This window comes from Enterobacter cloacae complex sp. IR5402 (assembly GCF_049238125.1).
Classification (GTDB): domain Bacteria; phylum Pseudomonadota; class Gammaproteobacteria; order Enterobacterales; family Enterobacteriaceae; genus Enterobacter; species Enterobacter hormaechei_C.
In genome coordinates this window covers 36,669-59,862 of record NZ_JBMKHO010000005.1, presented here as the reverse complement: position 1 = coordinate 59,862, position 23,194 = coordinate 36,669, and the positions used below count along the sequence as shown (strand labels likewise).

General features: G+C 55.9%; 22 protein-coding genes and 1 pseudogene. 12 read left to right on the top strand and 11 right to left on the bottom strand.

Annotation, left to right across the window (positions count from 1 at the left end):
* Window positions 1–183 precede the first annotated feature (183 nt).
* Entirely contained in the window at window positions 184–996 is an 813-nt protein-coding gene (gene yidA, locus ACOTXL_RS10700) for a sugar-phosphatase (RefSeq protein ID WP_023295661.1), read from the bottom strand.
* A 113-nt stretch (window positions 997–1,109) separates the two neighbouring features.
* Window positions 1,110–2,135 (bottom strand): zinc-dependent alcohol dehydrogenase family protein, encoded by a 1,026-nt coding sequence (locus ACOTXL_RS10695; protein WP_023323911.1) that lies wholly within the window; start codon window positions 2,133–2,135, stop codon window positions 1,110–1,112.
* Window positions 2,136–2,249: 114 nt separating this feature from the next.
* Here ACOTXL_RS10695 and ACOTXL_RS10690 point away from each other — a divergent pair, with 114 nt between their 5' ends.
* Window positions 2,250–3,185 carry a LysR family transcriptional regulator gene (locus tag ACOTXL_RS10690; RefSeq protein ID WP_045350378.1) on the top strand — a complete coding sequence of 312 codons (936 nt, stop codon included), beginning with the start codon at window positions 2,250–2,252 and terminating at the stop codon, window positions 3,183–3,185.
* A 33-nt stretch (window positions 3,186–3,218) separates the two neighbouring features.
* Here ACOTXL_RS10690 and gyrB read toward each other — a convergent pair whose 3' ends face one another.
* From gyrB to dnaA, 4 genes are read right to left on the bottom strand one after another with little or no spacing between them, the layout of a single operon-like run.
* On the bottom strand, window positions 3,219–5,630 hold the full coding sequence (gyrB, locus tag ACOTXL_RS10685) for a DNA topoisomerase (ATP-hydrolyzing) subunit B (protein WP_003861119.1): 2,412 nt from the start codon (window positions 5,628–5,630) through the stop codon (window positions 3,219–3,221).
* A 28-nt stretch (window positions 5,631–5,658) separates the two neighbouring features.
* A complete protein-coding gene (gene recF, locus ACOTXL_RS10680) occupies window positions 5,659–6,732 on the bottom strand; it encodes a DNA replication/repair protein RecF (RefSeq protein ID WP_022646527.1) in 1,074 nt (357 codons plus the stop codon).
* Entirely contained in the window at window positions 6,732–7,832 is a 1,101-nt protein-coding gene (gene dnaN / locus ACOTXL_RS10675) for a DNA polymerase III subunit beta (RefSeq protein WP_003861122.1), read from the bottom strand. Before dnaN ends, recF begins: the two co-directional genes overlap by 1 nt.
* A 4-nt stretch (window positions 7,833–7,836) precedes the next feature.
* Complete coding sequence (gene dnaA / locus ACOTXL_RS10670) at window positions 7,837–9,231, bottom strand: chromosomal replication initiator protein DnaA (RefSeq protein WP_003861124.1); 1,395 nt, start codon at window positions 9,229–9,231, stop codon at window positions 7,837–7,839.
* A 358-nt stretch (window positions 9,232–9,589) separates the two neighbouring features.
* On the opposite strand from dnaA, the pseudogene ACOTXL_RS10665 reads away from it, so the two are divergent.
* The 10 genes and pseudogenes from ACOTXL_RS10665 to ACOTXL_RS10620 form a co-directional block, all read left to right on the top strand.
* A pseudogene (locus tag ACOTXL_RS10665) lies at window positions 9,590–9,640 on the top strand (hypothetical protein); the annotation flags it as partial.
* Window positions 9,641–9,868: 228 nt separating this feature from the next.
* Complete coding sequence (gene rpmH, locus ACOTXL_RS10660) at window positions 9,869–10,009, top strand: 50S ribosomal protein L34 (RefSeq protein ID WP_000831330.1); 141 nt, start codon at window positions 9,869–9,871, stop codon at window positions 10,007–10,009.
* Between the two features lie 16 nt (window positions 10,010–10,025).
* Window positions 10,026–10,385, top strand: a complete 360-nt coding sequence (gene rnpA, locus ACOTXL_RS10655) for a ribonuclease P protein component (RefSeq protein WP_003861126.1) — start codon at window positions 10,026–10,028, stop codon at window positions 10,383–10,385.
* Window positions 10,349–10,606, top strand: coding sequence for a membrane protein insertion efficiency factor YidD (gene yidD, locus ACOTXL_RS10650; protein ID WP_001307474.1), 258 nt, complete (start codon window positions 10,349–10,351; stop codon window positions 10,604–10,606). Before rnpA ends, yidD begins: the two co-directional genes overlap by 37 nt.
* A 2-nt stretch (window positions 10,607–10,608) precedes the next feature.
* Window positions 10,609–12,252 (top strand): membrane protein insertase YidC, encoded by a 1,644-nt coding sequence (yidC, locus tag ACOTXL_RS10645; protein WP_003861138.1) that lies wholly within the window; start codon window positions 10,609–10,611, stop codon window positions 12,250–12,252.
* A gap of 72 nt (window positions 12,253–12,324) precedes the next feature.
* Entirely contained in the window at window positions 12,325–13,689 is a 1,365-nt protein-coding gene (gene mnmE, locus ACOTXL_RS10640) for a tRNA uridine-5-carboxymethylaminomethyl(34) synthesis GTPase MnmE (protein WP_015570136.1), read from the top strand.
* Between the two features lie 111 nt (window positions 13,690–13,800).
* Complete coding sequence (locus tag ACOTXL_RS10635) at window positions 13,801–14,976, top strand: MFS transporter (RefSeq protein ID WP_003861141.1); 1,176 nt, start codon at window positions 13,801–13,803, stop codon at window positions 14,974–14,976.
* Complete coding sequence (gene yidZ, locus ACOTXL_RS10630) at window positions 14,945–15,916, top strand: HTH-type transcriptional regulator YidZ (RefSeq protein WP_045350379.1); 972 nt, start codon at window positions 14,945–14,947, stop codon at window positions 15,914–15,916. Before ACOTXL_RS10635 ends, yidZ begins: the two co-directional genes overlap by 32 nt.
* 122 nt (window positions 15,917–16,038) lie before the next feature.
* Window positions 16,039–16,785 carry a 4'-phosphopantetheinyl transferase family protein gene (locus ACOTXL_RS10625; RefSeq protein ID WP_003861145.1) on the top strand — a complete coding sequence of 249 codons (747 nt, stop codon included), beginning with the start codon at window positions 16,039–16,041 and terminating at the stop codon, window positions 16,783–16,785.
* A 36-nt stretch (window positions 16,786–16,821) separates the two neighbouring features.
* Complete coding sequence (locus ACOTXL_RS10620) at window positions 16,822–17,388, top strand: NADPH-dependent FMN reductase (protein WP_045350380.1); 567 nt, start codon at window positions 16,822–16,824, stop codon at window positions 17,386–17,388.
* Window positions 17,389–17,474: 86 nt separating this feature from the next.
* Here ACOTXL_RS10620 and adeP read toward each other — a convergent pair whose 3' ends face one another.
* Window positions 17,475–18,812: an adenine permease AdeP gene (adeP, locus tag ACOTXL_RS10615; RefSeq protein WP_139154814.1), complete on the bottom strand. Its 1,338-nt coding sequence runs from the start codon at window positions 18,810–18,812 to the stop codon at window positions 17,475–17,477.
* 165 nt (window positions 18,813–18,977) lie between these two features.
* Here adeP and yieH point away from each other — a divergent pair, with 165 nt between their 5' ends.
* Window positions 18,978–19,643 carry a 6-phosphogluconate phosphatase gene (gene yieH, locus ACOTXL_RS10610; protein ID WP_003861151.1) on the top strand — a complete coding sequence of 222 codons (666 nt, stop codon included), beginning with the start codon at window positions 18,978–18,980 and terminating at the stop codon, window positions 19,641–19,643.
* A 94-nt stretch (window positions 19,644–19,737) separates the two neighbouring features.
* Here yieH and phoU read toward each other — a convergent pair whose 3' ends face one another.
* Genes phoU through pstC form a run of 4 tightly spaced genes read right to left on the bottom strand, consistent with a single transcriptional unit; the run spans window position 19,738 to window position 23,160 of the window.
* Window positions 19,738–20,463, bottom strand: coding sequence for a phosphate signaling complex protein PhoU (phoU, locus tag ACOTXL_RS10605; protein WP_003861153.1), 726 nt, complete (start codon window positions 20,461–20,463; stop codon window positions 19,738–19,740).
* Between the two features lie 26 nt (window positions 20,464–20,489).
* Complete coding sequence (gene pstB, locus ACOTXL_RS10600; protein ID WP_003861154.1) at window positions 20,490–21,263, bottom strand: phosphate ABC transporter ATP-binding protein PstB; 774 nt, start codon at window positions 21,261–21,263, stop codon at window positions 20,490–20,492.
* A 47-nt stretch (window positions 21,264–21,310) separates the two neighbouring features.
* Window positions 21,311–22,201 (bottom strand): phosphate ABC transporter permease PstA, encoded by an 891-nt coding sequence (gene pstA, locus ACOTXL_RS10595; protein ID WP_003861156.1) that lies wholly within the window; start codon window positions 22,199–22,201, stop codon window positions 21,311–21,313.
* Entirely contained in the window at window positions 22,201–23,160 is a 960-nt protein-coding gene (gene pstC, locus ACOTXL_RS10590) for a phosphate ABC transporter permease PstC (protein WP_003861158.1), read from the bottom strand. The genes pstA and pstC overlap by 1 nt, the downstream gene beginning before the upstream one ends.
* Between the last annotated feature and the right edge of the window lie 34 nt (window positions 23,161–23,194).

The window sequence follows — 23,194 nt, the reverse complement described above, 5'->3', positions numbered from 1 at the left end:
ACCGCTGAATTTCGCCTCACTTTTGCAGTACAAACGTGAGGCCTTTCGTCTTTGCCGTGGTGACAATGTAGTACAATCAGTTAATGTTGTACTACAATCCAGATCACAAAAAGAACAATCCGATAAATTCAGGGCCAAAAAAAGCCCCGGTAGATAACCGAGGCTGATGATTACAGACAGCTGCTAGGACAGGACAAATTTCTCGATCGCCCAGGCAACGCCGTCTTCCAGGTTAGATTTGGTCACGAAGTTCGCCACTTCTTTTACCGACGGGATCGCGTTATCCATCGCCACGCCCATGCCTGCATATTCGATCATCGCGATATCGTTTTCCTGGTCGCCCAGCGCCATGATCTCCTCAGGCTTGATGCCCAGCGCATCGGCAAGCGATTTGACGCCCGTGCCTTTATTGACGCGTTTATCGAGTATTTCGAGGAAGTACGGCGCACTTTTCAGTACGGTGTATTTCTCTTTTACCTCAGCCGGAATGCGTGAAATGGCTTTGTCGAGAACCGCAGGTTCATCAATCATCATCACTTTCAGGAACTGGGTCGCCGGGTCCATTTTCTCCGCTTCGCAGAATACCAGTGGAATGGTTGCAACGTAGGACTCGTGCACCGTGTAGTAGCTGATATCGCGGTTGGCGGTGTAAAGCGTATTGCGATCGAGCGCGTGGAAGTGAGAGCCCACGTCGCGGGAGAGTTTTTCCAGGAAACGGTAGTCATCATAGCTCAGTGCAGTTTGCGCCACCGTGCTGCCATCGGCTGCCTTTTGCACCAGCGCGCCGTTATAGGTGATGCAGTAATCACCAGGCTGGTTCATGTGCAGCTCTTTCAGGTAACTGTGCACCCCGGCATACGGGCGTCCGGTGGTGAGCACCACGTTCACGCCTTTTTCGCGTGCGGCGGCGATCGCATTTTTAACGGCAGGAGAGATAGTGTGGTCTGGCAGCAGCAGCGTGCCGTCCATATCGATTGCAATGAGTTTGATGGCCATGGGGTCCCCGGGATAAATGAGTGCTACCTCATGCTAACGCGATTAAGCACACAAAAATAGAGCTACCTTGCGCAACAAAAAGCCCCTTTTACGTTTATCCCGGGAACGGGAACTCACTCGCGGGTGAGAACGATTTTGCCAAACGCACCGCGATCCAGATGCTCAAGCGCCTGTTCCAGCTCGTCAAAGCGGTAGCGATGCTCAATCACCGGTTTTAACTCCGTGACATCAACAGCACGGACAAAATCTTCCAGCGCCCGGCGGTGTCCAACCCCAATCCCCTGAATGACGGGGGATTTCAGCAACAGCTCGCTTGCAGGCAGAGAAATTTCTGTCCCGGCCAGCACGCCAATGACCGATATCCGCCCATGAACGGCAACGGCGCGCAGGGAATGTCTCAGGTTCTCCCCACCCACGGTTTCGATAATATGGTCGATGCCGCGATCCTGCGTCAGTGCCAGCGTATTTTCAGCCCAGTCGCCTTTCAGTCGGTTGATGCCCTGGCTGGCCCCCAGCTTTTTGGCCCGCGCCAGTTTTTCATCACTTCCCGAGGAGACAAACACCTCTGCGCCGTGCGCTTTTGCTATCTGCAAAGCGAATAGCGCCACACCGCCCGTCCCTTGTACCAGCACCGATTGCCCGGCGCGTAAATGACCGCGCTCCACCAGCGCGAACCATGCGGTAAGCCCCGCGCAAGGAAGCGTGCTGGCCTCAGCGTCATCCAGGCTTTCCGGGGACGCCACCAGCGCGTTTTCACTCACAATCACATATTCGGCCAGCATGCCCTGGAAGTATCCACCGGACGTTTTATAGGGCAAATCGCGCGCGTCTGCCTGCGGCTTGCCGTCGATCCATTCCGGGAAGAAGGTTGAGATGACGCGTGCGCCAGGTTTGAAACGCGTAACGCCTTCACCGATGCTGTCCACCACGCCTGCCATGTCAGATGCTGGGGTAAACGGGAAGGAAAGCGGAATCGGCATCGTGCCTTCAATCACCATTTTATCCCGGTAGTTGAGCGCAACGGCATTTACCCGTACGCGGACCTCACCCGGGCCTGGCTGTGGAACAGGCTCCTGAACGAGCCTGAGGCTTTCACGACCAAGGGCATCCATTGACCAGCGTTGCATTGTTGCTGTCATTTTTTTCTCCTGTCATCAGATGATTGTTCAGTTCTGACAGTCTACCGTTGACTCAGCGTCACCAGTGGCGATAAGTTTTCCCTTCATTGATGACCAAATTGATACAATTCATCCATGACCGATACGCTGAAAGATATTCCCGTTTTCGTTGCCTCCGTTGAGGCAGGAAGTTTTGCCCAGGCCGCCGTCCGTCTGCATTTGTCGCGCTCGGCGGTAGGAAAAAGCATTGCTCGTCTTGAAGAGAGGCTGGGGGTTCGTCTGTTTCATCGGACCACCCGCAGCCAGAGGCTGACCGATAACGGCGCGCTTTTTTATGAACGCTGCCTGCGCGCGCTGGAAGAGATCCGTGGCGCTGAATCGCAGCTTGAAACCGGAAAACATCAGGTCAGCGGTCGGCTGCGTGTTGCCATGCCGGTGCTGTTTGGTCGCCAGTGTATCGCCCCGCTGCTAATAGAGCTGGCGCAGGAGCATCCCGGGCTTGAGCTTGAAATGTCCTTTAGCGACCGCATCGTGGATCTTGTGGAAGAAGGGTTTGATATGGCGGTGCGCAATGGCACCCTGGCTGACAGCGCCGTGCTGGTCGCCAGAAGGCTGGGAGTGCACCGAATGGTTCTGTGTGCCGCGCCGGATTATCTGCTTAAGAATGGCCAGCCGCAAAGCGTTGATGATTTACGCCAGTATACGGCCATTAACTACACGCGTGCGGGCAGAGTCTTACCCTGGCAGCTGATGGATTACGATGGCACGTCGCGCACGTTTATTCCCCGCTCATCCCTCAATATGGATGATTTGCAGGCGATCTGCGACGCGGCGCAGGCCGGCCACGGTATTGCATGGTTACCCTGCTGGATGGTCATCAAAGAAATTCATCAGGGAAATCTTGTCCCGCTCTTTAAGCAGGCCCCGGATGTACGCTTCGACGTTCATGCCGTCTGGCAGCAGACGCCACACCTGCCGCTAAGGGTAAGAATTGCCATAGATATGCTGGTCAAACGTTTACCGGCAGTGATGTCGCTGGAGTTTCCTGCGTCCATAAAAAAGCCGCGCTAAAGCGCGGCCAGTTATGTTGTCGTAAAGCGACGATTAAATATCGATATTCGCCGCCTTCAGGGCGTTCTCTTCGATGAAGGCGCGACGTGGTTCAACCGCATCGCCCATCAGGGTCGTGAACAGCTGATCCGCTGCAATCGCGTCTTTAACGGTAACGCGCAGCATGCGGCGGCTTTCCGGATCCATGGTGGTTTCCCACAGCTGATCCGGGTTCATTTCGCCCAGACCTTTATAACGCTGAATAGAGAGGCCGCGACGGGACTCTTTCACCAGCCATTCCAGCGCCTGCTCGAAGCTTGCCACCGGCTGACGGCGCTCGCCACGTTCGATGAACGCATCGTCTTCGATCAGACCGCGCAGCTTCTCGCCCAGGGTGCAGATACGGCGGTATTCCGGACCGGTAACAAACTCGTGCTCCAGCGGGTAGTCGGTATCGACGCCGTGGGTACGCACGCGGACGATCGGCTCGAACTGCTGCTCAGCGTTCTGCTGAACGTCGAACTTCCACTGGCTGCCGTGCTGCTCTTTCTCGTTCAGCTCGCTCACCAGGGTGTTCACCCAGCGGGTGACGGTCTGCTCGTTGCTCAGATCGGCTTCGGTCAGGGTCGGCTGGTAAATCAGCTCTTTCAGCAGCGCTTTCGGATAGCGACGCTCCATACGGCCAATCATTTTCTGCGTGGCGTTGAACTCGGAGACCAGACGCTCCAGCGGCTCACCGGCCAGCGCTGGCGCGCTGGAGTTTGCGTGCAGGGTCGCACCATCAAGGGCGATCGCGATTTGGTACTGATCCATCGCGTCGTCATCTTTAATGTACTGTTCCTGCTTGCCTTTTTTCACCTTGTACAGCGGTGGCTGCGCAATGTAGACGTGGCCGCGCTCAACGATTTCCGGCATCTGACGATAGAAGAAGGTCAACAGCAGCGTACGGATGTGCGAGCCGTCGACGTCCGCATCGGTCATGATGATGATGCTGTGATAACGCAGTTTGTCCGGGTTGTACTCGTCGCGACCAATGCCGCAGCCGAGCGCGGTGATGAGCGTCGCCACTTCCTGAGAAGAGAGCATCTTGTCGAAGCGCGCTTTCTCAACGTTGAGGATTTTACCCTTCAGCGGCAGAATCGCCTGGTTCTTGCGGTTACGGCCCTGCTTTGCAGAACCGCCCGCGGAGTCCCCTTCCACAAGGTACAGTTCAGACAGCGCCGGGTCGCGTTCCTGACAGTCAGCCAGTTTGCCCGGCAGGCCTGCCAGGTCCAGCGCGCCTTTACGACGGGTCATTTCACGCGCTTTACGCGCCGCTTCACGGGCACGCGCCGCATCGATAATTTTACCCACCACGATTTTCGCGTCGGACGGGTTTTCCAGCAGGTATTCGCTCAGCAGTTCGTTCATCTGCTGTTCAACCGCCGATTTCACCTCAGAAGAGACCAGCTTGTCTTTGGTCTGTGAGGAGAACTTCGGATCCGGCACCTTCACGGAGACCACGGCAATCAGGCCTTCACGGGCATCGTCACCGGTGGCGCTGACTTTCGCTTTTTTACTGTAGCCTTCTTTGTCCATGTAAGCGTTCAGGGTACGGGTCATCGCCGCGCGGAAGCCCGCAAGGTGCGTACCGCCGTCGCGCTGTGGAATGTTGTTGGTGAAGCAGTAAATGTTTTCCTGGAAACCGTCGTTCCACTGCAAGGCCACTTCCACGCCGATACCGTCTTTTTCAGTAGAGAAGTAGAAGATATTCGGGTGAATTGGCGTTTTGTTCTTGTTCAGATACTCAACGAACGCCTTGATACCACCTTCGTAATGGAAGTGGTCTTCTTTGTTGTCGCGTTTGTCGCGCAGACGAATCGACACGCCGGAGTTCAGGAACGACAGTTCACGCAGGCGTTTCGCCAGAATGTCGTACTCGAATTCGGTGACGTTGGTGAAGGTTTCAAGGCTCGGCCAGAAACGCACCATGGTACCGGTTTTCTCGGTATCGCCCGTGACGGCCAGCGGCGCTTCAGGCACGCCGTGCTGGTAGATCTGACGGTGAATTTTGCCTTCGCGCTGGATAACCAGCTCCAGCTTCTGCGACAGGGCGTTTACTACGGATACGCCTACGCCGTGCAGACCGCCGGAAACTTTATAGGAGTTATCATCGAACTTACCGCCTGCGTGCAGAACGGTCATGATCACTTCCGCAGCAGATACGCCCTCTTCCGGGTGAATACCGGTTGGGATGCCACGGCCGTCATCGGTAACGGACACGGAGTTGTCCGCATGGATCGTGACCACGATGTCTTTACAGTGACCCGCGAGCGCTTCGTCGATAGCGTTATCTACCACCTCGAATACCATGTGGTGCAGACCGGTGCCGTCATCCGTGTCGCCGATATACATACCCGGGCGCTTACGCACCGCATCCAGCCCTTTCAGGACTTTGATACTGGAGGAGTCATAAGAATTCGACATCAACGTTTCTCGCTCATTTCAACTTGGGTTAATCCGTTATTTTACCCTTTTCCACGGTAAACATCTTCGAATTTTCGTCCGACATGTCCATAACGTGTTCAGCGCTAATGGCGCTGACGAAAACCTGCGACTGCGTGGCTTTCAGGCGGCTGGCAAGCAGCCCGCGCCGCGCGTCGTCAAGTTCCGAGGCAAAATCATCTATCAGGTACAGGCAGCGTCGCCCACTTTCGCGGGTGAGGAACTCCCCCTGCGCCAGGCGCAGCGCACACATCAGGAGCTTCAGCTGCCCGCGCGACAGCGTGTCTTCCACCGGCGCACCGTCGGCACGAATGCGGAAGTCCGCCTTGTGCGGGCCGTGCGCGGTGTAGGTCAGCATGCGGTCGCGCTCGAAGCTTCTCTCTAACACCTCGGCATAATCCGTCTCTTTCTCCCAGCCGCGCTGGAAAGAAAAGGTGAGAGAGAACTCGGGTAAAAACTGTTTGCAGGTGTCGGCCATGTCTTCGGCGATACCTGCGCTGTATTCGGCACGCCAGCGGCTGATTTGTTCCGCTAGAGGGATGAGTTCCATGTCCCACGGACGCAGCTGGGCGTAGCGCGTGACCTGGCGCAATGCGGCGTTACGCTGTTTAAGCAGACGCTTCAGGTTGCTCCAGGCGTTAAAGAAACCGGCTTCATTGTGAAAGCATCCCCAGTCGAGGAACGCTCTTCTGTATTTGGGGCCGCCGTTGAGTAAAGTAAACCCCTCGGGCGTAATCAGCTGCATCGGCATCAGCAGCGCCAGCTCCGCCACCTTGTGGCCATCGGTGCCGTCGATGCGCACCTTGCTGTCGCCCTGCTTGTCTTTGGTCAGGCCGATGGCGGTTTCCCGCTCTGCGCCCTGCAAACGCCCATGCAGCACAAACGCATCCTGTTCGTGGCGAATCACGCGACCAATCTGCAAACTGCGAAACGCCCGGCCGTGGCCGAGCGTATAGATGGCTTCCAGCACGCTGGTTTTGCCGCTGCCGTTCGCGCCAACCAGGAAGTTAAAGCCAGGGGATAAAGCGAGATCCGCGCTTTCGATATTGCGAAAGTCGCGGATCAACAGACGGGTGAGCGACATTACAGTCTCATTGGCATGACAACATAAGCAGCCGACTGTGATGCGGCATCTTCAATCTGTACGCTCGAAACGGAGTCAGTCAGCAGGATGCGAACGTTCTCGCATTTCAGTGCATTCAGCACATCCAGCACGTAGCTGACGTTGAAGCCGATTTCCATCTCAGCCCCGGCGTAGGTGACGTCCAGTATCTCTTCTGCCTCTTCCTGCTCCGGGTTGTTGGCGGTGATTTTGATCTGGTTTTCACTCACGTACAGACGTACGCCGCGGAATTTCTCGTTCGAGAGAATAGCGGCACGCGCAAACGCCTGCTTGAGGATGTCGCAACCCGCCTCCAGCGTTTTGTCCGGATTCTTCGGCAATACGCGGCGATAATCCGGGAAACGACCGTCTACCAGCTTCGATGTGAAGACAAAATCGCCCACGTGGGCACGAATATTGTTGCTGCCAATCTGCACGCGCAGTGGGGTATCGCCGCCGTCGAGCATGCGCATCAGTTCAATTACGCCTTTACGCGGTACGATCACCGAATGGTTTGGCAGTGAATCGCCAATCGGCATGGAACAGACCGCCAGACGGTGACCGTCGGTCGCCACGGTACGCAGCTCTTCACCTTCGGTTTCGAACAGCATGCCGTTTAAGTAGTAACGAACGTCCTGATGCGCCATGGAGAACTGCGTGGCTTCAATCAGACGCTTCATCGTCGCCTGCGGCAGGGTAAATTCAACTTCGCTCTGCCAGTCATCCAGGTTCGGGAAGTCCGCAGCGGGCAGCGTGGAGAGGGAGAAACGGCTGCGGCCAGAGCGCACCAGCATGCGGTCGCCCTCCAGCTGCACGGCGATTTCAGCGCCTTCCGGCAGCCCACGGCAAATATCAAAGAATTTACGTGCCGGAACCGTGGTCGCGCCCGCGTCGTGCGGCTGAGTCAGCGTAACGCGCGCGATCATTTCCATTTCCAGATCTGTGCCGGTCAGCGACAGCGTACCGTCCGCGACCTGAAGCAGCAGGTTTCCAAGAATAGGCAGCGTAGGGCGGCCGCCTAATGGGCCACTCACCTGTTGCAGCGGTTTTAATAAATGTTCACGTTCAACGGTAAATTTCATAGCGTCACGATGATAATGTTCTGATTAAATTGGAAAAATCTTCTTTTATGTCGTGGCTTTCTTCGCGTAGCTGCTCGATCTTGCGACAGGCGTGCAGCACGGTCGTATGGTCACGGCCACCAAACGCATCACCGATTTCCGGCAGGCTGTGGTTGGTGAGCTCTTTTGCCAGCGCCATCGCCATCTGACGCGGACGCGCCACCGAGCGGGAACGACGTTTAGACAGTAAATCTGCCACTTTGATCTTGTAGTACTCAGCCACCGTCTTCTGAATATTGTCGATAGTGACCAGTTTTTCCTGCAAAGCCAATAAATCGCGCAGCGCTTCACGCACAAAATCGATGGTGATCGCACGACCGGTGAAGTTGGCGTTAGCGATAACGCGGTTCAGCGCCCCTTCCAGCTCACGCACGTTGGAACGCAAGCGCTTGGCAATAAAGAACGCCACTTCACCCGGCAGGCGAATGTCGTTCTCGTCGGCTTTTTTCATCAGGATCGCGACGCGGGTTTCCAGTTCCGGCGGCTCGATCGCCACGGTCAGGCCCCAGCCGAAGCGGGATTTGAGACGATCTTCAACGCCGTTGATCTCTTTTGGATAACGATCCGAGGTCAGAATGATCTGCTGATTGCCTTCCAGCAGGGCGTTAAAGGTATGGAAAAACTCTTCCTGCGATCGTTCTTTATTGGCAAAGAACTGAATGTCATCGATCAGCAGCGCATCAACGGAACGGTAGTAGCGTTTAAACTCTTCGATCGCATTGTTTTGCAGGGCTTTTACCATGTCCTGAACGAAGCGTTCGGAGTGCATATACACTACTTTGGCATTGGGCTTACGCGCCATAATGCCGTTGCCCACCGCATGCAACAGGTGCGTTTTACCGAGACCCGTGCCGCCATACAGGAACAGCGGGTTGTAAGCGCCACCGGGGTTATCGGCAACCTGGCGAGCCGCCGCGCGCGCCAGCTGGTTCGACTTACCTTCAACGAAGTTATCGAACGTGTGTTTCACGTTAACGTTAGAGCGGTAGGTAGGCTCAGCGGGGGCCGGAACGTTATCCCAACCCTGACGAGCCGGTGCAACGCGAGGCGCTGGAGCGGGCGCCGCCTGTGCAGGGGCTGCCACATTGACAACTTCACGAACGGTTTGGGTGACCGGCTTTGTGCCCACTTCAAAACGCAGCTGTGGGGCATCTGACCCGCAGAAATCGTTCAGCAGTCCATTGATGTTATTAAGGTATTTATCCCTTACCCAATCGAGCACGAAACGGTTTGGCGCATACAAAGCCAGCGTGTTATCGCTCAGTTCCGCCTGCAACGGGCGGATCCACATACTGAATTCTGTGGCTGGTAACTCATCCTGCAATCGGGCAAGACACTGCTGCCAAAGCGAAAGTGACACGGCGGACTCCACTCGAACAATAAAAGAAAACTATTGAATATTCATGATTGTTGGCGCACATCGACATGACCCCATCAGGGTGATGTGCGAACCGCTATCTGCGGTTATACACGCTATCGTTGATACAGCCTGAACGATGTTGTGTTTATGCCCGACCAGGATCGCTGGATCCCGATCGGGACCGCGGATCATAGCCTAAACTGAGCCAGAGATCTTCTGTTTCTCACAGATTCTTCCCGATTTATCCACAGGAAGATCCGGAATCGGGTAAGTGTAAACGATCCTGACGCGAGTGCCTCGCGATTTAGGCCGCATATTGGAAAATTTAATGAGCACAGACAATTTTTGGCTTAAATGATCTAACGAAGATCCGGGACGATCCTTGCGCTTTGTTGGCGAGCCCGTATAATCCTCGACCCGGCGCGTGATGCTCATCTTCCTGCGTCGTCCGTTGCTCATTTTCCACGCGAAATCGTGCGGAAATACGCGGGAAATAAGGAAAGAGAATTGACTCCGGAGTGTACAATTATTACAATCCGGCCTCTTTAATCACCCACGCTGAGGCGTTAGTCGTTCGAATCTCGTTCGGGTATACGCAAAAGTCAGTGAATTTATTCAAGTTTAGGTAGAAATCGCCATGAAACGCACTTTTCAACCGTCTGTACTGAAGCGCAACCGTTCTCACGGCTTCCGTGCTCGTATGGCTACTAAAAATGGTCGTCAGGTTCTGGCACGTCGTCGTGCTAAAGGCCGCGCTCGTCTGACCGTTTCCAAGTAATAAAGCTAACCCCTGAGTGGTTAAGCTCGCATTTCCCAGGGAGTTACGTTTGTTAACTCCCACTCATTTCACTTTCGTCTTCCAGCAGCCACAACGGGCTGGCACGCCGCAAATCACCATCCTCGGCCGCCAAAATTCGCTGGGGCATCCCCGCATCGGTCTCACAGTCGCCAAGAAAAACGTTAAGCGTGCGCATGAACGCAACCGGATTAAACGTCTGACGCGTGAAAGTTTCCGTTTACGTCAGCACGAACTGCCTTCAATGGATTTCGTGGTGGTGGCGAAAAAAGGGGTTGCCGACCTCGATAACCGTGCTCTCTCGGAAGCGTTGGAAAAATTATGGCGCCGCCACTGTCGCCTGGCTCGCGGGTCCTGATAGCCCTCATTCGGGTCTATCAACGCCTGATTAGTCCGCTACTCGGGCCACACTGCCGTTTCACGCCAACATGCTCAAGCTACGGAATTGAGGCATTGCGCAGGTTTGGAGTGATAAAAGGCAGTTGGTTGACGGTGAAACGCGTATTAAAATGCCACCCTTTACACCCAGGTGGAGACGACCCCGTCCCTCCAGGACCTTTTGATACCAGAGAACACTAACGATGGATTCGCAACGCAATCTTCTTATCATCGCTTTGTTGTTCGTGTCTTTCATGATCTGGCAGGCATGGGAGCAGGATAAAAATCCTCAACCCCAGCAGCAGACCACGCAGACCACGACCACCGCAGCGGGTAGCGCCGCCGACCAGGGCGTACCGGCCAGTGGCCAGGGGAAACAGATTACGGTTAAGACCGATGTGCTTGAGCTGACTATCAACACCCGTGGTGGTGATGTTGAGCAGGCGCTGCTGTTGACCTACCCGAAAGAACTGAAGTCTACCGAACCGTTCCAGTTACTGGAAACCACGCCTGAATTTATCTACCAGGCGCAGAGCGGCCTGACCGGTCGTGATGGCCCGGATAATCCGGCTAACGGTGCGCGTCCACTGTATAACGTCGAGAATGACACGTTTGTACTGGCTGATGGTCAGAACGAACTGGTTATCCCGATGACCTACACCGACGCGGCAGGCAACACCTTCACCAAAACCTTCACCCTGAAACGCGGTGAGTATGCGGTGAACGTGGGCTACAGCGTACAGAACGCCGGTGCGAAACCGCTGGAAATCTCTACCTTTGGTCAGCTGAAGCAGTCCATCAATCTGCCGTCTCACCGTGATACCGGAAGCAGCAACTTTGCGCTGCATACCTTCCGTGGCGCGGCTTACTCCACGCCAGATACCAAGTACGAGAAATACAAATTCGACACCATTGCCGATAACGAAAACCTGAACGTCAGCTCTAAAGGCGGTTGGGTCGCAATGCTGCAACAGTATTTCGCGACGGCGTGGGTACCGAATAACGACGGTACGAACAACTTCTACACCGCGAACCTCGGCAACGGTATTGCAGCCATCGGCTACAAATCTCAGCCGGTTCTGGTGCAGCCGGGTCAAACCGGTAAACTGGCAAGCACCCTGTGGGTCGGCCCGGAAATCCAGGACAAAATGGCTGCCGTTGCGCCGCACCTGGATCTGACCGTGGATTACGGTTGGTTGTGGTTCATCTCTCAGCCGCTGTTTAAGCTGCTGAAGTTCATCCACAGCTTCCTGGGTAACTGGGGCTTCTCCATCATCGTTATCACCTTTATCGTTCGTGGCATCATGTACCCGCTGACTAAAGCGCAGTACACCTCCATGGCGAAGATGCGTATGCTACAGCCGAAGATTCAGGCTATGCGTGAGCGTCTGGGCGATGACAAACAGCGTCAGAGCCAGGAGATGATGGCCCTGTATAAAGCAGAGAAAGTGAACCCACTGGGTGGTTGCTTCCCGCTGCTGATTCAGATGCCAATCTTCCTTGCGCTGTACTACATGCTGATGGGTTCCGTTGAGCTGCGCCACGCGCCGTTCGCCCTGTGGATCCATGACCTGTCCGCACAGGACCCGTACTACATCCTGCCGATCCTGATGGGCGTGACGATGTTCTTCATTCAGAAGATGTCTCCGACCACCGTGACCGACCCGATGCAGCAGAAGATCATGACCTTTATGCCGGTCATCTTCACCGTGTTCTTCCTGTGGTTCCCGTCAGGTCTGGTGCTGTACTATATCGTCAGCAACCTGGTGACCATCATCCAGCAGCAGCTGATTTACCGTGGTCTGGAAAAACGTGGCCTGCATAGCCGCGAAAAGAAAAAGTCCTGATTCGGTAACTTAACGCTAAAATAAGGGCGGTCGATTGACCGCCTTTTTTATTTGTATTGAACGAGAGCAACCATGAGCCATAACGACACTATCGTCGCCCAGGCAACCCCACCGGGACGCGGTGGTGTAGGCATTCTGCGTATCTCCGGCCTGAAGGCGCGTGAGGTGGCCGAAGCGGTGCTGGGTAAACTGCCAAAGCCGCGCTACGCTGATTATCTGCCGTTTAAGGATGCCGACGGCACACCGCTGGACCAGGGCATTGCGCTGTGGTTCCCCGGCCCAAACTCCTTTACCGGCGAAGATGTGCTGGAACTTCAGGGCCACGGCGGCCCGGTGATCCTCGACCTGCTGTTAAAACGTATTCTGACCCTGCCTGGCCTGCGCATTGCGAAGCCGGGTGAGTTCTCCGAGCGTGCTTTCCTCAACGATAAGCTCGACCTGGCGCAGGCCGAGGCGATTGCTGATCTGATCGACGCCAGCTCCGAACAGGCGGCCCGCTCCGCGCTGAACTCGTTGCAGGGCGCGTTTTCCGCACGCGTGAATCACCTTGTGGAAGCACTTACTCACCTGCGAATCTATGTCGAAGCGGCTATCGACTTCCCGGACGAGGAGATCGACTTCCTCTCAGACGGTAAAATTGAAGCTCAGCTCAACCAGGTGATGAACGATCTCGATGCCGTCCGCGCCGAAGCGCGCCAGGGCAGCCTGCTGCGTGAAGGCATGAAGGTGGTCATTGCCGGACGCCCCAACGCCGGGAAATCGAGCCTGCTGAACGCCCTGGCGGGCCGTGAAGCGGCGATCGTCACCGACATAGCCGGCACCACCCGCGACGTGCTGCGCGAGCATATCCACATCGACGGAATGCCGCTGCACATCATCGACACCGCTGGCCTGCGCGATGCGAGCGATGAAGTCGAGCGTATCGGTATCGAACGCGCCTGGCAGGAGATCGAGCAGGCCGACCGCGTGCTGTTTATGGTGGACGGCACCACAACCGACGCCGTTGACCCGGCTGAAATCTGGCCAGACTTTATCGCCCGTCTCCCGGCTAAACTGCCGATCACCGTGGTGCGCAATAAGGCCGACGTGACCGGCGAAACGCTGGGCATCAGCGATGTGAATGGTCACTCACTTATTCGCCTGTCGGCCCGTACCGGTGAAGGCGTGGAAGCCCTGCGTAGCCATCTCAAACAGAGCATGGGGTTCGACACCAGCATGGAGGGTGGCTTCCTGGCGCGTCGTCGTCACTTGCAGGCGCTGGAAGAGGCGGCTCGCCACCTTGAGCAGGGTAAAGCCCAGCTGATCGGCGCGTGGGCCGGTGAACTGCTGGCGGAAGAGCTGCGTCTGGCGCAACAGAATCTGAGCGAGATCACCGGGGAGTTTACGTCGGACGATCTGCTTGGACGGATTTTCTCGAGCTTCTGCATCGGTAAGTAATTCACGTTAATACAGGGTGATTTCCTCCAGGGAAATCACCATTGTCCAAATGGCAACTCGCCTAATCCCCTTTCACCCCCTATCCTGCATGCCTGCATCTATGGGGGGTTTATGGCGCGTTTTCTGTTTTGTAGTTTCGCATTAGTTCTGCTTTATCCGTCCGGCATTGATATGTATCTGGTAGGGCTACCGCATATTGCCCGCGATCTGGGTGCCAGCGAGGCGCAACTGCACATCGCGTTTTCGGCCTACCTCGCGGGAATGGCGTCGTCGATGGTATTTGCCGGGAAAATCGCGGATAAAGCAGGCCGCCAGCCCGTCGCGATTACGGGTGCAGTTATCTTTGCGCTGGCATCAGTACTCTGTTCAGTGGCTCAGGAAAGCACAATGTTCCTGTCAGGACGTTTTATCCAGGGCATTGGCGCAGGCGGCTGTTACGTGGTGGCCTTTGCCATTCTGCGCGATACCTTGAGCGCCCAGCGCCGCGCCAAGGTGCTGTCGATGCTGAACGGCATTACCTGCATCATCCCGGTGCTGGCACCGGTTGTAGGCTACCTGATTATGCTTAAATTTCCGTGGCAGAGTCTTTTCTGGACCATGGCAGCCATGGGCGCCATCGTCTTTATCCTGTCCGTGACGGTGCTGAAAGAGACCCATCCCGGTTCGCAACAGCCATATCACACCGCAACCCTCCATCCGGCTGAAAAGCTGGTGAATCGCTTTTTCCTGAGTCGGCTGGCAATCACCACGCTTAGCGTGGCGGTGATCCTCACCTATGTAAACGTTTCCCCGGTGTTGCTGATGGAGACGATGGGCTTCGATCGCGGTGAGTATTCGACGGTGATGGCGCTAACCGCGATGGTGAGCATGGCGGTTTCATTCTCAACGCCCTTTGCGCTCAACATCTTCCGCCAGCGCACGCTGATGCTCACCTCACAGACGCTGTTTCTCGCCGCAGGCGTGATCCTGGCGACCGCCACCTCACACGCTGTAATGCTGGTGGGCATTACTCTGATCTGCGCCGGATTCTCCGTCGGCTTTGGTGTGGCGATGAGTCAGGCGCTTGGCCCCTTCTCGCTGCGGGCTGGCGTGGCCAGCTCGGTGCTGGGCATTGCGCAGGTCTGCGGTTCTTCGCTATGGATTTGGCTGGCGGCGGTGATCGGCCTTAACGCGCTGAATATGCTGATCGGGGTTCTGATTGGCTGTAGCATACTCTGCATTACCTTACTTATGGTCATCCAGCCCGCGGCGCACTATGAAGAAGCCCATCAGCAGTCTCGATCTTAATCTTTTACTTTGCCTGCAACTTTTGTTGCAGGAGCGCAGCGTCACCAAAGCCGCGAAGCGGATGAACGTGACGCCGTCAGCGGTGAGTAAATCGCTGGCGAAGCTGCGCGACTGGTTCGACGATCCGCTGTTTGTGAAAACGCCTTTAGGGCTACTGCCCACGCCTCTGACGGTGAGTCTGGAAAAGGATTTGGCCGACTGGATGCAGATTGGCAACCAGATCCTCGATAAATTCCACCATAGCTCTCCAGGCGGGCTTAAGTTTGTGCTCGCCGCCGAAACACCGCTGATGCTGATCCGCTTTAATACCCTGCTGGAGCAGGTGAACGAGCGCTACCCACAGGCGACGGTGAAGCTGCGGCAATGGGATTACGATTCGCTGGACGCCATTACGCGCGGAGAAGTGGATCTGGGCTTCACCGGGCGTGAAACGCACCCTCGCTCGCGCGAACTGCTAAAGCTGATGCCGTGGTTTATCGACTACGAAATCCTGTTCAGTGACCGTCCGTGCGTGTATTTGCGCGAGGATCATCCCGCGCTCCAGGAAGCGTGGGATCTGGAGACGTTTCTGCGCTACCCGCATATCAGCATCTTCTGGGAACGCAGTGACACCTGGGCGCTCGACGAGGTGCTAAGGGAGATGGGCCGGGAGCGTAACATCGCCATGAGTTTGCCCGGTTTTGAACAGTCGATGTTTATGGCGGCCCAGCCGGATCACAACTACATAGCCACTGCGCCGCACTACTGCCATCACTACAATCAACTCCACCAGCGTAATCTGGTCTGTCTGCCCATTCCCATCGATGAGGCGCAGGCAGAAAACCTCACCGTACCCTTCACGCTGATCTGGCATAAACGGAACAGCCATAATCCGAAAATCCTCTGGCTGCGTGAGACGATTAAAGCGCTGTATACCGCACCAGATCAGGTTTTTGCCTAAGATAATGTAAAGTTCGGTGCTCAGGCTTCTCTTATTTCCATTTACTGATTAAAACAGAAGCTAAGTTAAGCGATAATCATGTAACCGTTTAACCGACTACGACCATTATCAAGGAGCGAAAAATGGCTACGCACTTTGCACGAGGAACATTAACGGAAGGGCATCTCGTATCGGCCAGACTTTCTTCAGCCTGTCACAGTGAGGCGCTCAAACTACCTGAACACCGCAGGACGCGGTTTTTAGCTTCCAGAGCGCTCCTCGCAGAACTGCTTTTTATGCTCTACGGCACTAGCGAACTACCGGACATACTCACCCAGCCAGAAGGTCGCCCGGTTTTTGCGGACCCGGCACTCCCCCATTTTTCCATTGCGTACACCGGCAACATTGTTGGCGTCGCGCTGACGACTGAAGGTGATTGTGGCCTGGATATGGAGCTGCAACGCGTCACGCGTAGCTTCCATGGTGCTAACGCGCTCGATGAATACCCGCTCTCCAGCAATGAAAAGTTGTGGATACGTAACCAGAACGACCCTGTTGAAGCCAGAGCGCAGCTCATCACCCTTCGCCAGAGCATCCGCAAACTGAACGGCGCGGCGTCAGACGACGCCAGCCTGTTGCAGCTGCTCCCCGGCTCCGGACGCCTGCGCGCGACAAAAGCCTCGCTGGTAGAGGCGCTCAGCGACGCTGAGGACGTACTGATCTGGTCCGTTGCGGTGAGCCCCGCCATCGAACGGCTGAAAATCTGGGAATTTGACAGTATTCGCGGTTGGCGTAGTCTTCCGGATGTCCCTGAGCGCGCCAACGAGCCCGCCGCGCGCCTGATGCGATTAACCAGTTTACCGGCAGAAAAAGCATACACCCATAGCTGATCCGTCCAGGGTCATCATGATGAAACAGGAGTAATCATGTCTGATACGTTGAAAGTTGTTACGTTACTGGGAAGCCTGCGCAAAGGTTCTTTTAACGGGATGGTTGCCCGTACGCTGCCGCAGCTGGCGCCTGCGGGAATGGAGATCAGTGCCCTGCCGTCCATTGGCGACATCCCGCTTTATGATGCTGACGTTCAGCAGGAAGAAGGGTTCCCGCAAAGCGTGGAAGCGATAGCCGAGCAGATCCGTCAGGCTGACGGCGTGGTGATTGTGACGCCTGAGTATAACTACTCGGTGCCGGGTGGTCTGAAGAACGCCATTGACTGGCTGTCCCGTTTACCGGAGCAGCCGCTGTCTGGTAAACCTGTGCTGATCCAGACCAGCTCAATGGGCGCCATTGGCGGCGCGCGCTGCCAGTATCACCTGCGTCAGATCCTGGTGTTCCTGGATGCGATGGTGATGAACAAGCCGGAATTTATGGGCGGCCTGATTCAGAACAAGGTCGACCCGCAGACGGGTGAAGTGGTGGATCAGAGTACGCGTGACCATCTCTCTGGCCAGCTGACCGCGTTTGGGGATTATATTAAGCGGGTGAAGGCGTAAGCCTTTACCCTAACCCTCTCCCACAGGGAGAGGGAACTTTGCCCGTAGGTCAGGTAAGCGAAGCGCCACCTGACACCACCAGCATCTTAGTGTGAATCAATAAACACAATCTTCAACACAAACAGCAGCGCAACAATAATCACGCACGGGCTGAGTTCGCGGAAGCGGCCGGTACCGATCTTCATCACGCAGTAAGAGATAAAGCCCAGCGCGATACCTTCGGTGATCGAGAAGCTGAATGGCATCATCACCGCGGTAATAAACGCCGGAACGGCTTCCGTCAAATCTTCCCACTTCACGCGCGCCAGGCTTGAGGTCATCAGCACGCCGACGTAAATCAGCGCGCCAGCTGCCGCGTATGGTGGCACCATCCCCGCCAGCGGAGAGAGGAAGATCACTAGCAGGAACAGCAGACCCACAACTACCGCCGTCAGGCCAGTACGACCGCCCACGGACACACCGGAAGAGGATTCAATGTAAGCGGTAACAGACGAGGTGCCGATGAAAGAGCCAGCGACGGACGAGATGCTATCCACATACAGCGCCTGCTTCATGCGCGGGAATTTGCCTTTTTCATCCGCCAGACCCGCTTTGTCGGTCACGCCAATCAGCGTACCGGAGGAGTCAAACAGGTTGACCAGCATGAAGGAGAAAATCACCCCGGCCAGACCCAGGTTCAGCGAGCCCGCCAGATCAACGTGGCCAATCACGGTAGAGACGCTTGGTGGCGCAGAGACGATACCGTTGTAATGTACGTCACCCAGCATCCAGCCCAGCAGCGTGGTCACAATGATAGAGACCAGCACCGCAGCATGGATGTTGCGCGACGCCAGGATCGCGATGATAAAGAAGCCCAGCACGCCCAGCAGCACGCTGTGAGAGGTCAGGTTACCAATGCTCACCAGCGTTTCCGGGTTCGCCACGATAACGCCAGCGTTTTTCAGCCCCATCATGCCGATAAACAGACCGATACCGCTGGTGATACCCACGCGCAGGCTCACGGGAATGTTCGCAATCATCCAGTAGCGCACGCGGAAGATGGTCAGCAGCAGCAGGCCGACCGCGCCCCAGAAAATAGCGCCCATCCCGACCTGCCACGGCAGGCCCATCGCCTGAACCACCACGAACGCAAAGAACGCATTCAGACCCATTGCCGGGGCCAGCGCCACGGGCAGATTAGCGAAAACGCCCATCAGGATGCTGCCAAGCGCCGCGATCACACAGGTGGTCACGAAGACGGCGCTGGTGTCCATGCCAGCCACGCCCAGAATTTGCGGGTTAACGAAAACGATATAGACCATCGTCAGGAAGGTAGTAAAACCGGCGATCACTTCGGTGCGTGCCGTTGTGCCGTGCTCGCGCAGTTTGAACACGCGCTCAAGCAGCCCCTGACCAGACGTCTGGGTAGTGTGTTGTTGACTCATCATCAATTTCCGAACAAGGAGGGAAAATTCGTCGCTATCCTATACCAAAATGCGACAATAGTGGCGGTTACGGGATACTTTTTTCATTGATTTTGCTTATACGGCAACGATTGCGTCCCGGTGAACTGCCGTACGAAAACGTTAAACTTGTTAAAAGGGAAAGGCATGTCCGGAATTGAAGCGGTATTTTTCGACTGTGACGGTACGCTGGTCGACAGTGAGGTCATTTGTTCCCGCGCGTATGTCGCCATGTTCCAGGAATTTGGTATTACGCTCGATCTCGAAGAGGTGTTTAAACGCTTTAAGGGCGTGAAGCTGTACGAGATCATCGACATCATTAACGAAGAGCACGGGGTGGATCTGGCGAAAGCGGATCTGGAACCGGTGTACCGCGCCGAGGTCGCACGCCTCTTCGACGCCGAGCTGGAAGTTATCGCTGGCGCTAACACGCTGCTGGATGCGATGACGGTGCCGATCTGCGTGGTCTCTAACGGCCCGGTCAGCAAAATGCAGCACTCGCTCGGCAAGCTGAATATGTTGCACCACTTCCCGGAAAAACTGTTCAGCGGCTACGATATCCAGCGCTGGAAGCCGGATCCGGCATTGATGTTCCACGCGGCGAAGGCGATGAACGTCAACGTGGAGAACTGCATCCTGGTGGATGACTCGTCTGCGGGCGCGCAGTCGGGGATTGATGCGGGGATGGAGGTGTTTTACTTCTGCGCCGATCCGCACAACAAGCCGATCGATCATCCAAAAGTGACGACCTTTACCGATCTGGCGCAACTGCCAGCGTTGTGGAAGGCGCGCGGGTGGGATATTACTCGCTGAGTTTTCCCCTCACCCCGGCCCTCTCCCACAGGGAGAGGGAGAAAACCGAATGGTCCCCTCTCCCTGTGGGAGAGGGTTAGGGTGAGGGTAAAAATCACTCTTTCGGATCTTTGCCCGCCAGCAGCTTGTCCAGCTCGTCGCCGCCCACGTGTCGGAAATCCTGCCCCTTCACGAAGTAGAAGATGTATTCGCAAATGTTCTGGCAGCGGTCGCCAATACGCTCGATTGAGCGCGCGCAGAACAGCGCGGTGAGTACGCTTGGAATGGTACGGGAATCTTCCATCATGTAGGTCATCAGCTGACGCACTATGCCTTCGTATTCCTGGTCAACTTTCTTGTCTTCACGGTAGATACGGACCGCTTCGTCCAGATCCATGCGCGCGAAAGCGTCCAGCACGTCGTGCAGCATCTGCACGGTGTGGCGACCGAGAGACTCCAGACTCACCAGCAGCGGCTGGTGCTGCTGGGAGAATTTCTCCAGCGCGGTGCGGCAGATTTTATCCGCCACGTCACCAATACGCTCCAGCTCGGCGATAGTTTTGATGATCGCCATCACCAGACGCAGGTCGCTCGCCGTCGGCTGACGCTTCGCAATGATGCGCACGCAGGCTTCGTCGATGGCGACTTCCATCATATTGACGTTGTGGTCGCCTTCAATAACGCGCTTCGCCAGCTCGCTGTCCTGGTTGTGCATCGCCGTGATCGCATCAGAAAGCTGCTGCTCGACCATGCCGCCCATGGTCATCACCTGGGTGCGAATGCTTTCCAGCTCTGCGTTAAACTGGCCGGAAATGTGTTTATTAAGATTGAGGTTGTCCATGGTTTCTCCACATGCACTAAGGCAAATCAACCGTAGCGGCCAGTAATATAATCTTCGGTTTGTTTCTTCGCCGGACGGGTGAACAGCGCATCCGTATCGCTGAACTCAATCAACTCGCCCAGGTACATAAACGCCGTGTGGTCAGAACAACGTGCAGCCTGCTGCATGTTGTGGGTCACGATCACCACGGTGTAATCCTGCTTCAGCTCGGTGATCAGCTCTTCGATACGCCCGGTTGAGATAGGGTCCAGGGCTGAGCACGGCTCATCCAGCAGCAAGACTTCCGGGCGAATGGCGATACCGCGCGCAATGCACAGACGCTGCTGCTGGCCACCGGAGAGAGAGTACCCGCTCTGGTGAAGTTTATCTTTGGTTTCGTTCCATAATGCGGCCTTGGTCAATGCCCACTGCACGCGCTCGTCCATATCCGCACGGGAGAGCTTCTCAAACAGACGCACACCAAAGGCGATGTTGTCATAGATCGACATCGGGAACGGCGTGGGTTTCTGGAATACCATCCCCACTTTCGCACGCAGCAGGGCGATATCCTGGGTATTGGTCAGGATGTTGTCACCGTCCAGCAGAATTTCACCTTCTGCGCGCTGCTCCGGATAGAGCGAATACATTTTGTTAAAGGTGCGCAGCAGCGTGGATTTACCACAGCCGGACGGACCGATGAATGCCGTTACCTGGTTCTTCGCGATATCCAGATTGATATTCTTCAGGGCATGGAATTTGCCGTAGTAGAAGTTCAAATCACGAACCTGAATCTTACCCGGGGCAGTATCAACCATACTCATTGACTCATTTCCTCATTCGGCGCCGCGAGCTGCCGCGCCGTAAAAATTTAACCGTGTTTCTTCTTCGCGAAAATGACGCGCGCCAGAATGTTCAGCAACAGTACGCAAAGGGTGATGATCAGCACCCCGGCCCAGGCCAGCTGCTGCCATTCCGCGAATGGGCTCATCGCAAATTTAAAGATCGTCACCGGCAGGTTGGCGATCGGCTGCATCATGTCCGTGCTCCAGAACTGGTTGGAGAGGGCGGTAAACAGCAGCGGTGCGGTTTCACCGGCGATACGGGCGATAGCCAGCAGGATACCGGTCATGATCCCCGAGACGGATGCTTTCAGGGTGATCGCCGAAATCATTTTCCATTTCGGCGTGCCCAGCGCGTAAGCCGCTTCACGCAGGCTGTCCGGCACCAGTTTCAGCATGTTTTCAGTAGTACGAATAACGATAGGCACCTGCAACAGCGCCAGCGCAATCACACCCGCCCAGCCGGAGAAGTGTTCCATTTGCGCCACCACGATGGTGTAAACAAACAGACCCACGACAATCGACGGGGCAGAAAGCAGAATGTCGTTAATAAAGCGGATGACTTCAGCGATCCAGGACTTGCGCCCATACTCCGCCAGATAGATACCCGCCATAATGCCCAACGGTGTACCGAAAACGGTCGCCCACAGGATCAGCAGGCCGCTACCCGCCAGGGCGTTTGCCAGACCACCGCCCGCCGTGTTCGGCGGCGGCGTCATTTCCGTGAACAGCGCCAGGGACATTCCATCGATGCCGCGGGTGATGGTTGACATCAGGATCCAGATCAGCCAGAACAGGCCAAACGCCATCGTCGCCATGGAAAGCGTCAGCGCAATGCGGTTTTTAATCCGGCGCTTTGACTGCATTTTGCGACGGGATTCCGCAAGCTGAGCGGTATTTTGCATATCGAGAGTCGCCATTAGCGTGCCCCCTCGTTTTTAGCCAGACGCATAATCATCAGCTTGGAGATAGCCAGCACAATAAAGGTGATAACAAACAGGATCAGGCCCAGTTCCATCAGCGCCGCGACGTGCAGCCCGGATTCCGCTTCGGCAAATTCGTTCGCCAGCGCAGAAGTAATACTGTTCCCCGGCATATAGAGCGAAGCGCTGTCGAGCTGGTAGGTGTTGCCGATGATAAAGGTGACCGCCATGGTTTCACCGAGCGCGCGCCCTAAGCCCAGCATAATGCCGCCAATCACCCCATTTTTGGTGAACGGAAGGACGATGCGCCAGATAACTTCCCAGGTGGTGCAGCCGATGCCGTAGGCGGACTCTTTCATCATCACCGGGGTTTGTTCGAAGACATCGCGCATGACCGCCGCAATGTACGGAATAATCATGATGGCGAGGATCACACCCGCCGCCAGAATGCCGATACCGAATGCCGGGCCGGAGAACAGCGCCCCCACAAACGGAACGGCAGAAAGCACGTTACCGACCGGCTCCTGGAAGTACGTTGCAAACAGCGGAGCAAAAATAAACAGGCCCCACATGCCGTAAACGATACTTGGGATGGCCGCCAGCAGTTCAATGGCGATACCCAGCGGACGCCGCAGCCAGCCTGGCGCCAGTTCCGTCAGGAACAAGGCAATACCGAAGCTCACCGGAACCGCAATTAGCAGGGCGATAAAAGAGGTCACCAGCGTGCCGTAAATCGGCACCAGCGCACCGTAAATATCGTTCGGCGCATCCCACTCTTTGGTCCACAGGAAGGCGAAACCAAATTTTTGAATGCTCGGCCAGGAGGAGAAAATCAGGGACACGATAATGCCGCCCAGCAGCAATAGCACAATCAGCGCAGCCAGTTTCACCAGCGCGCTGAAAATCATGTCACCTTTTTTACCCGGAGGGTTAAATGCAGGCTTGGTTGCAGCCATAAATTACTCTTCTTTATGAGACGTCTTACGAATA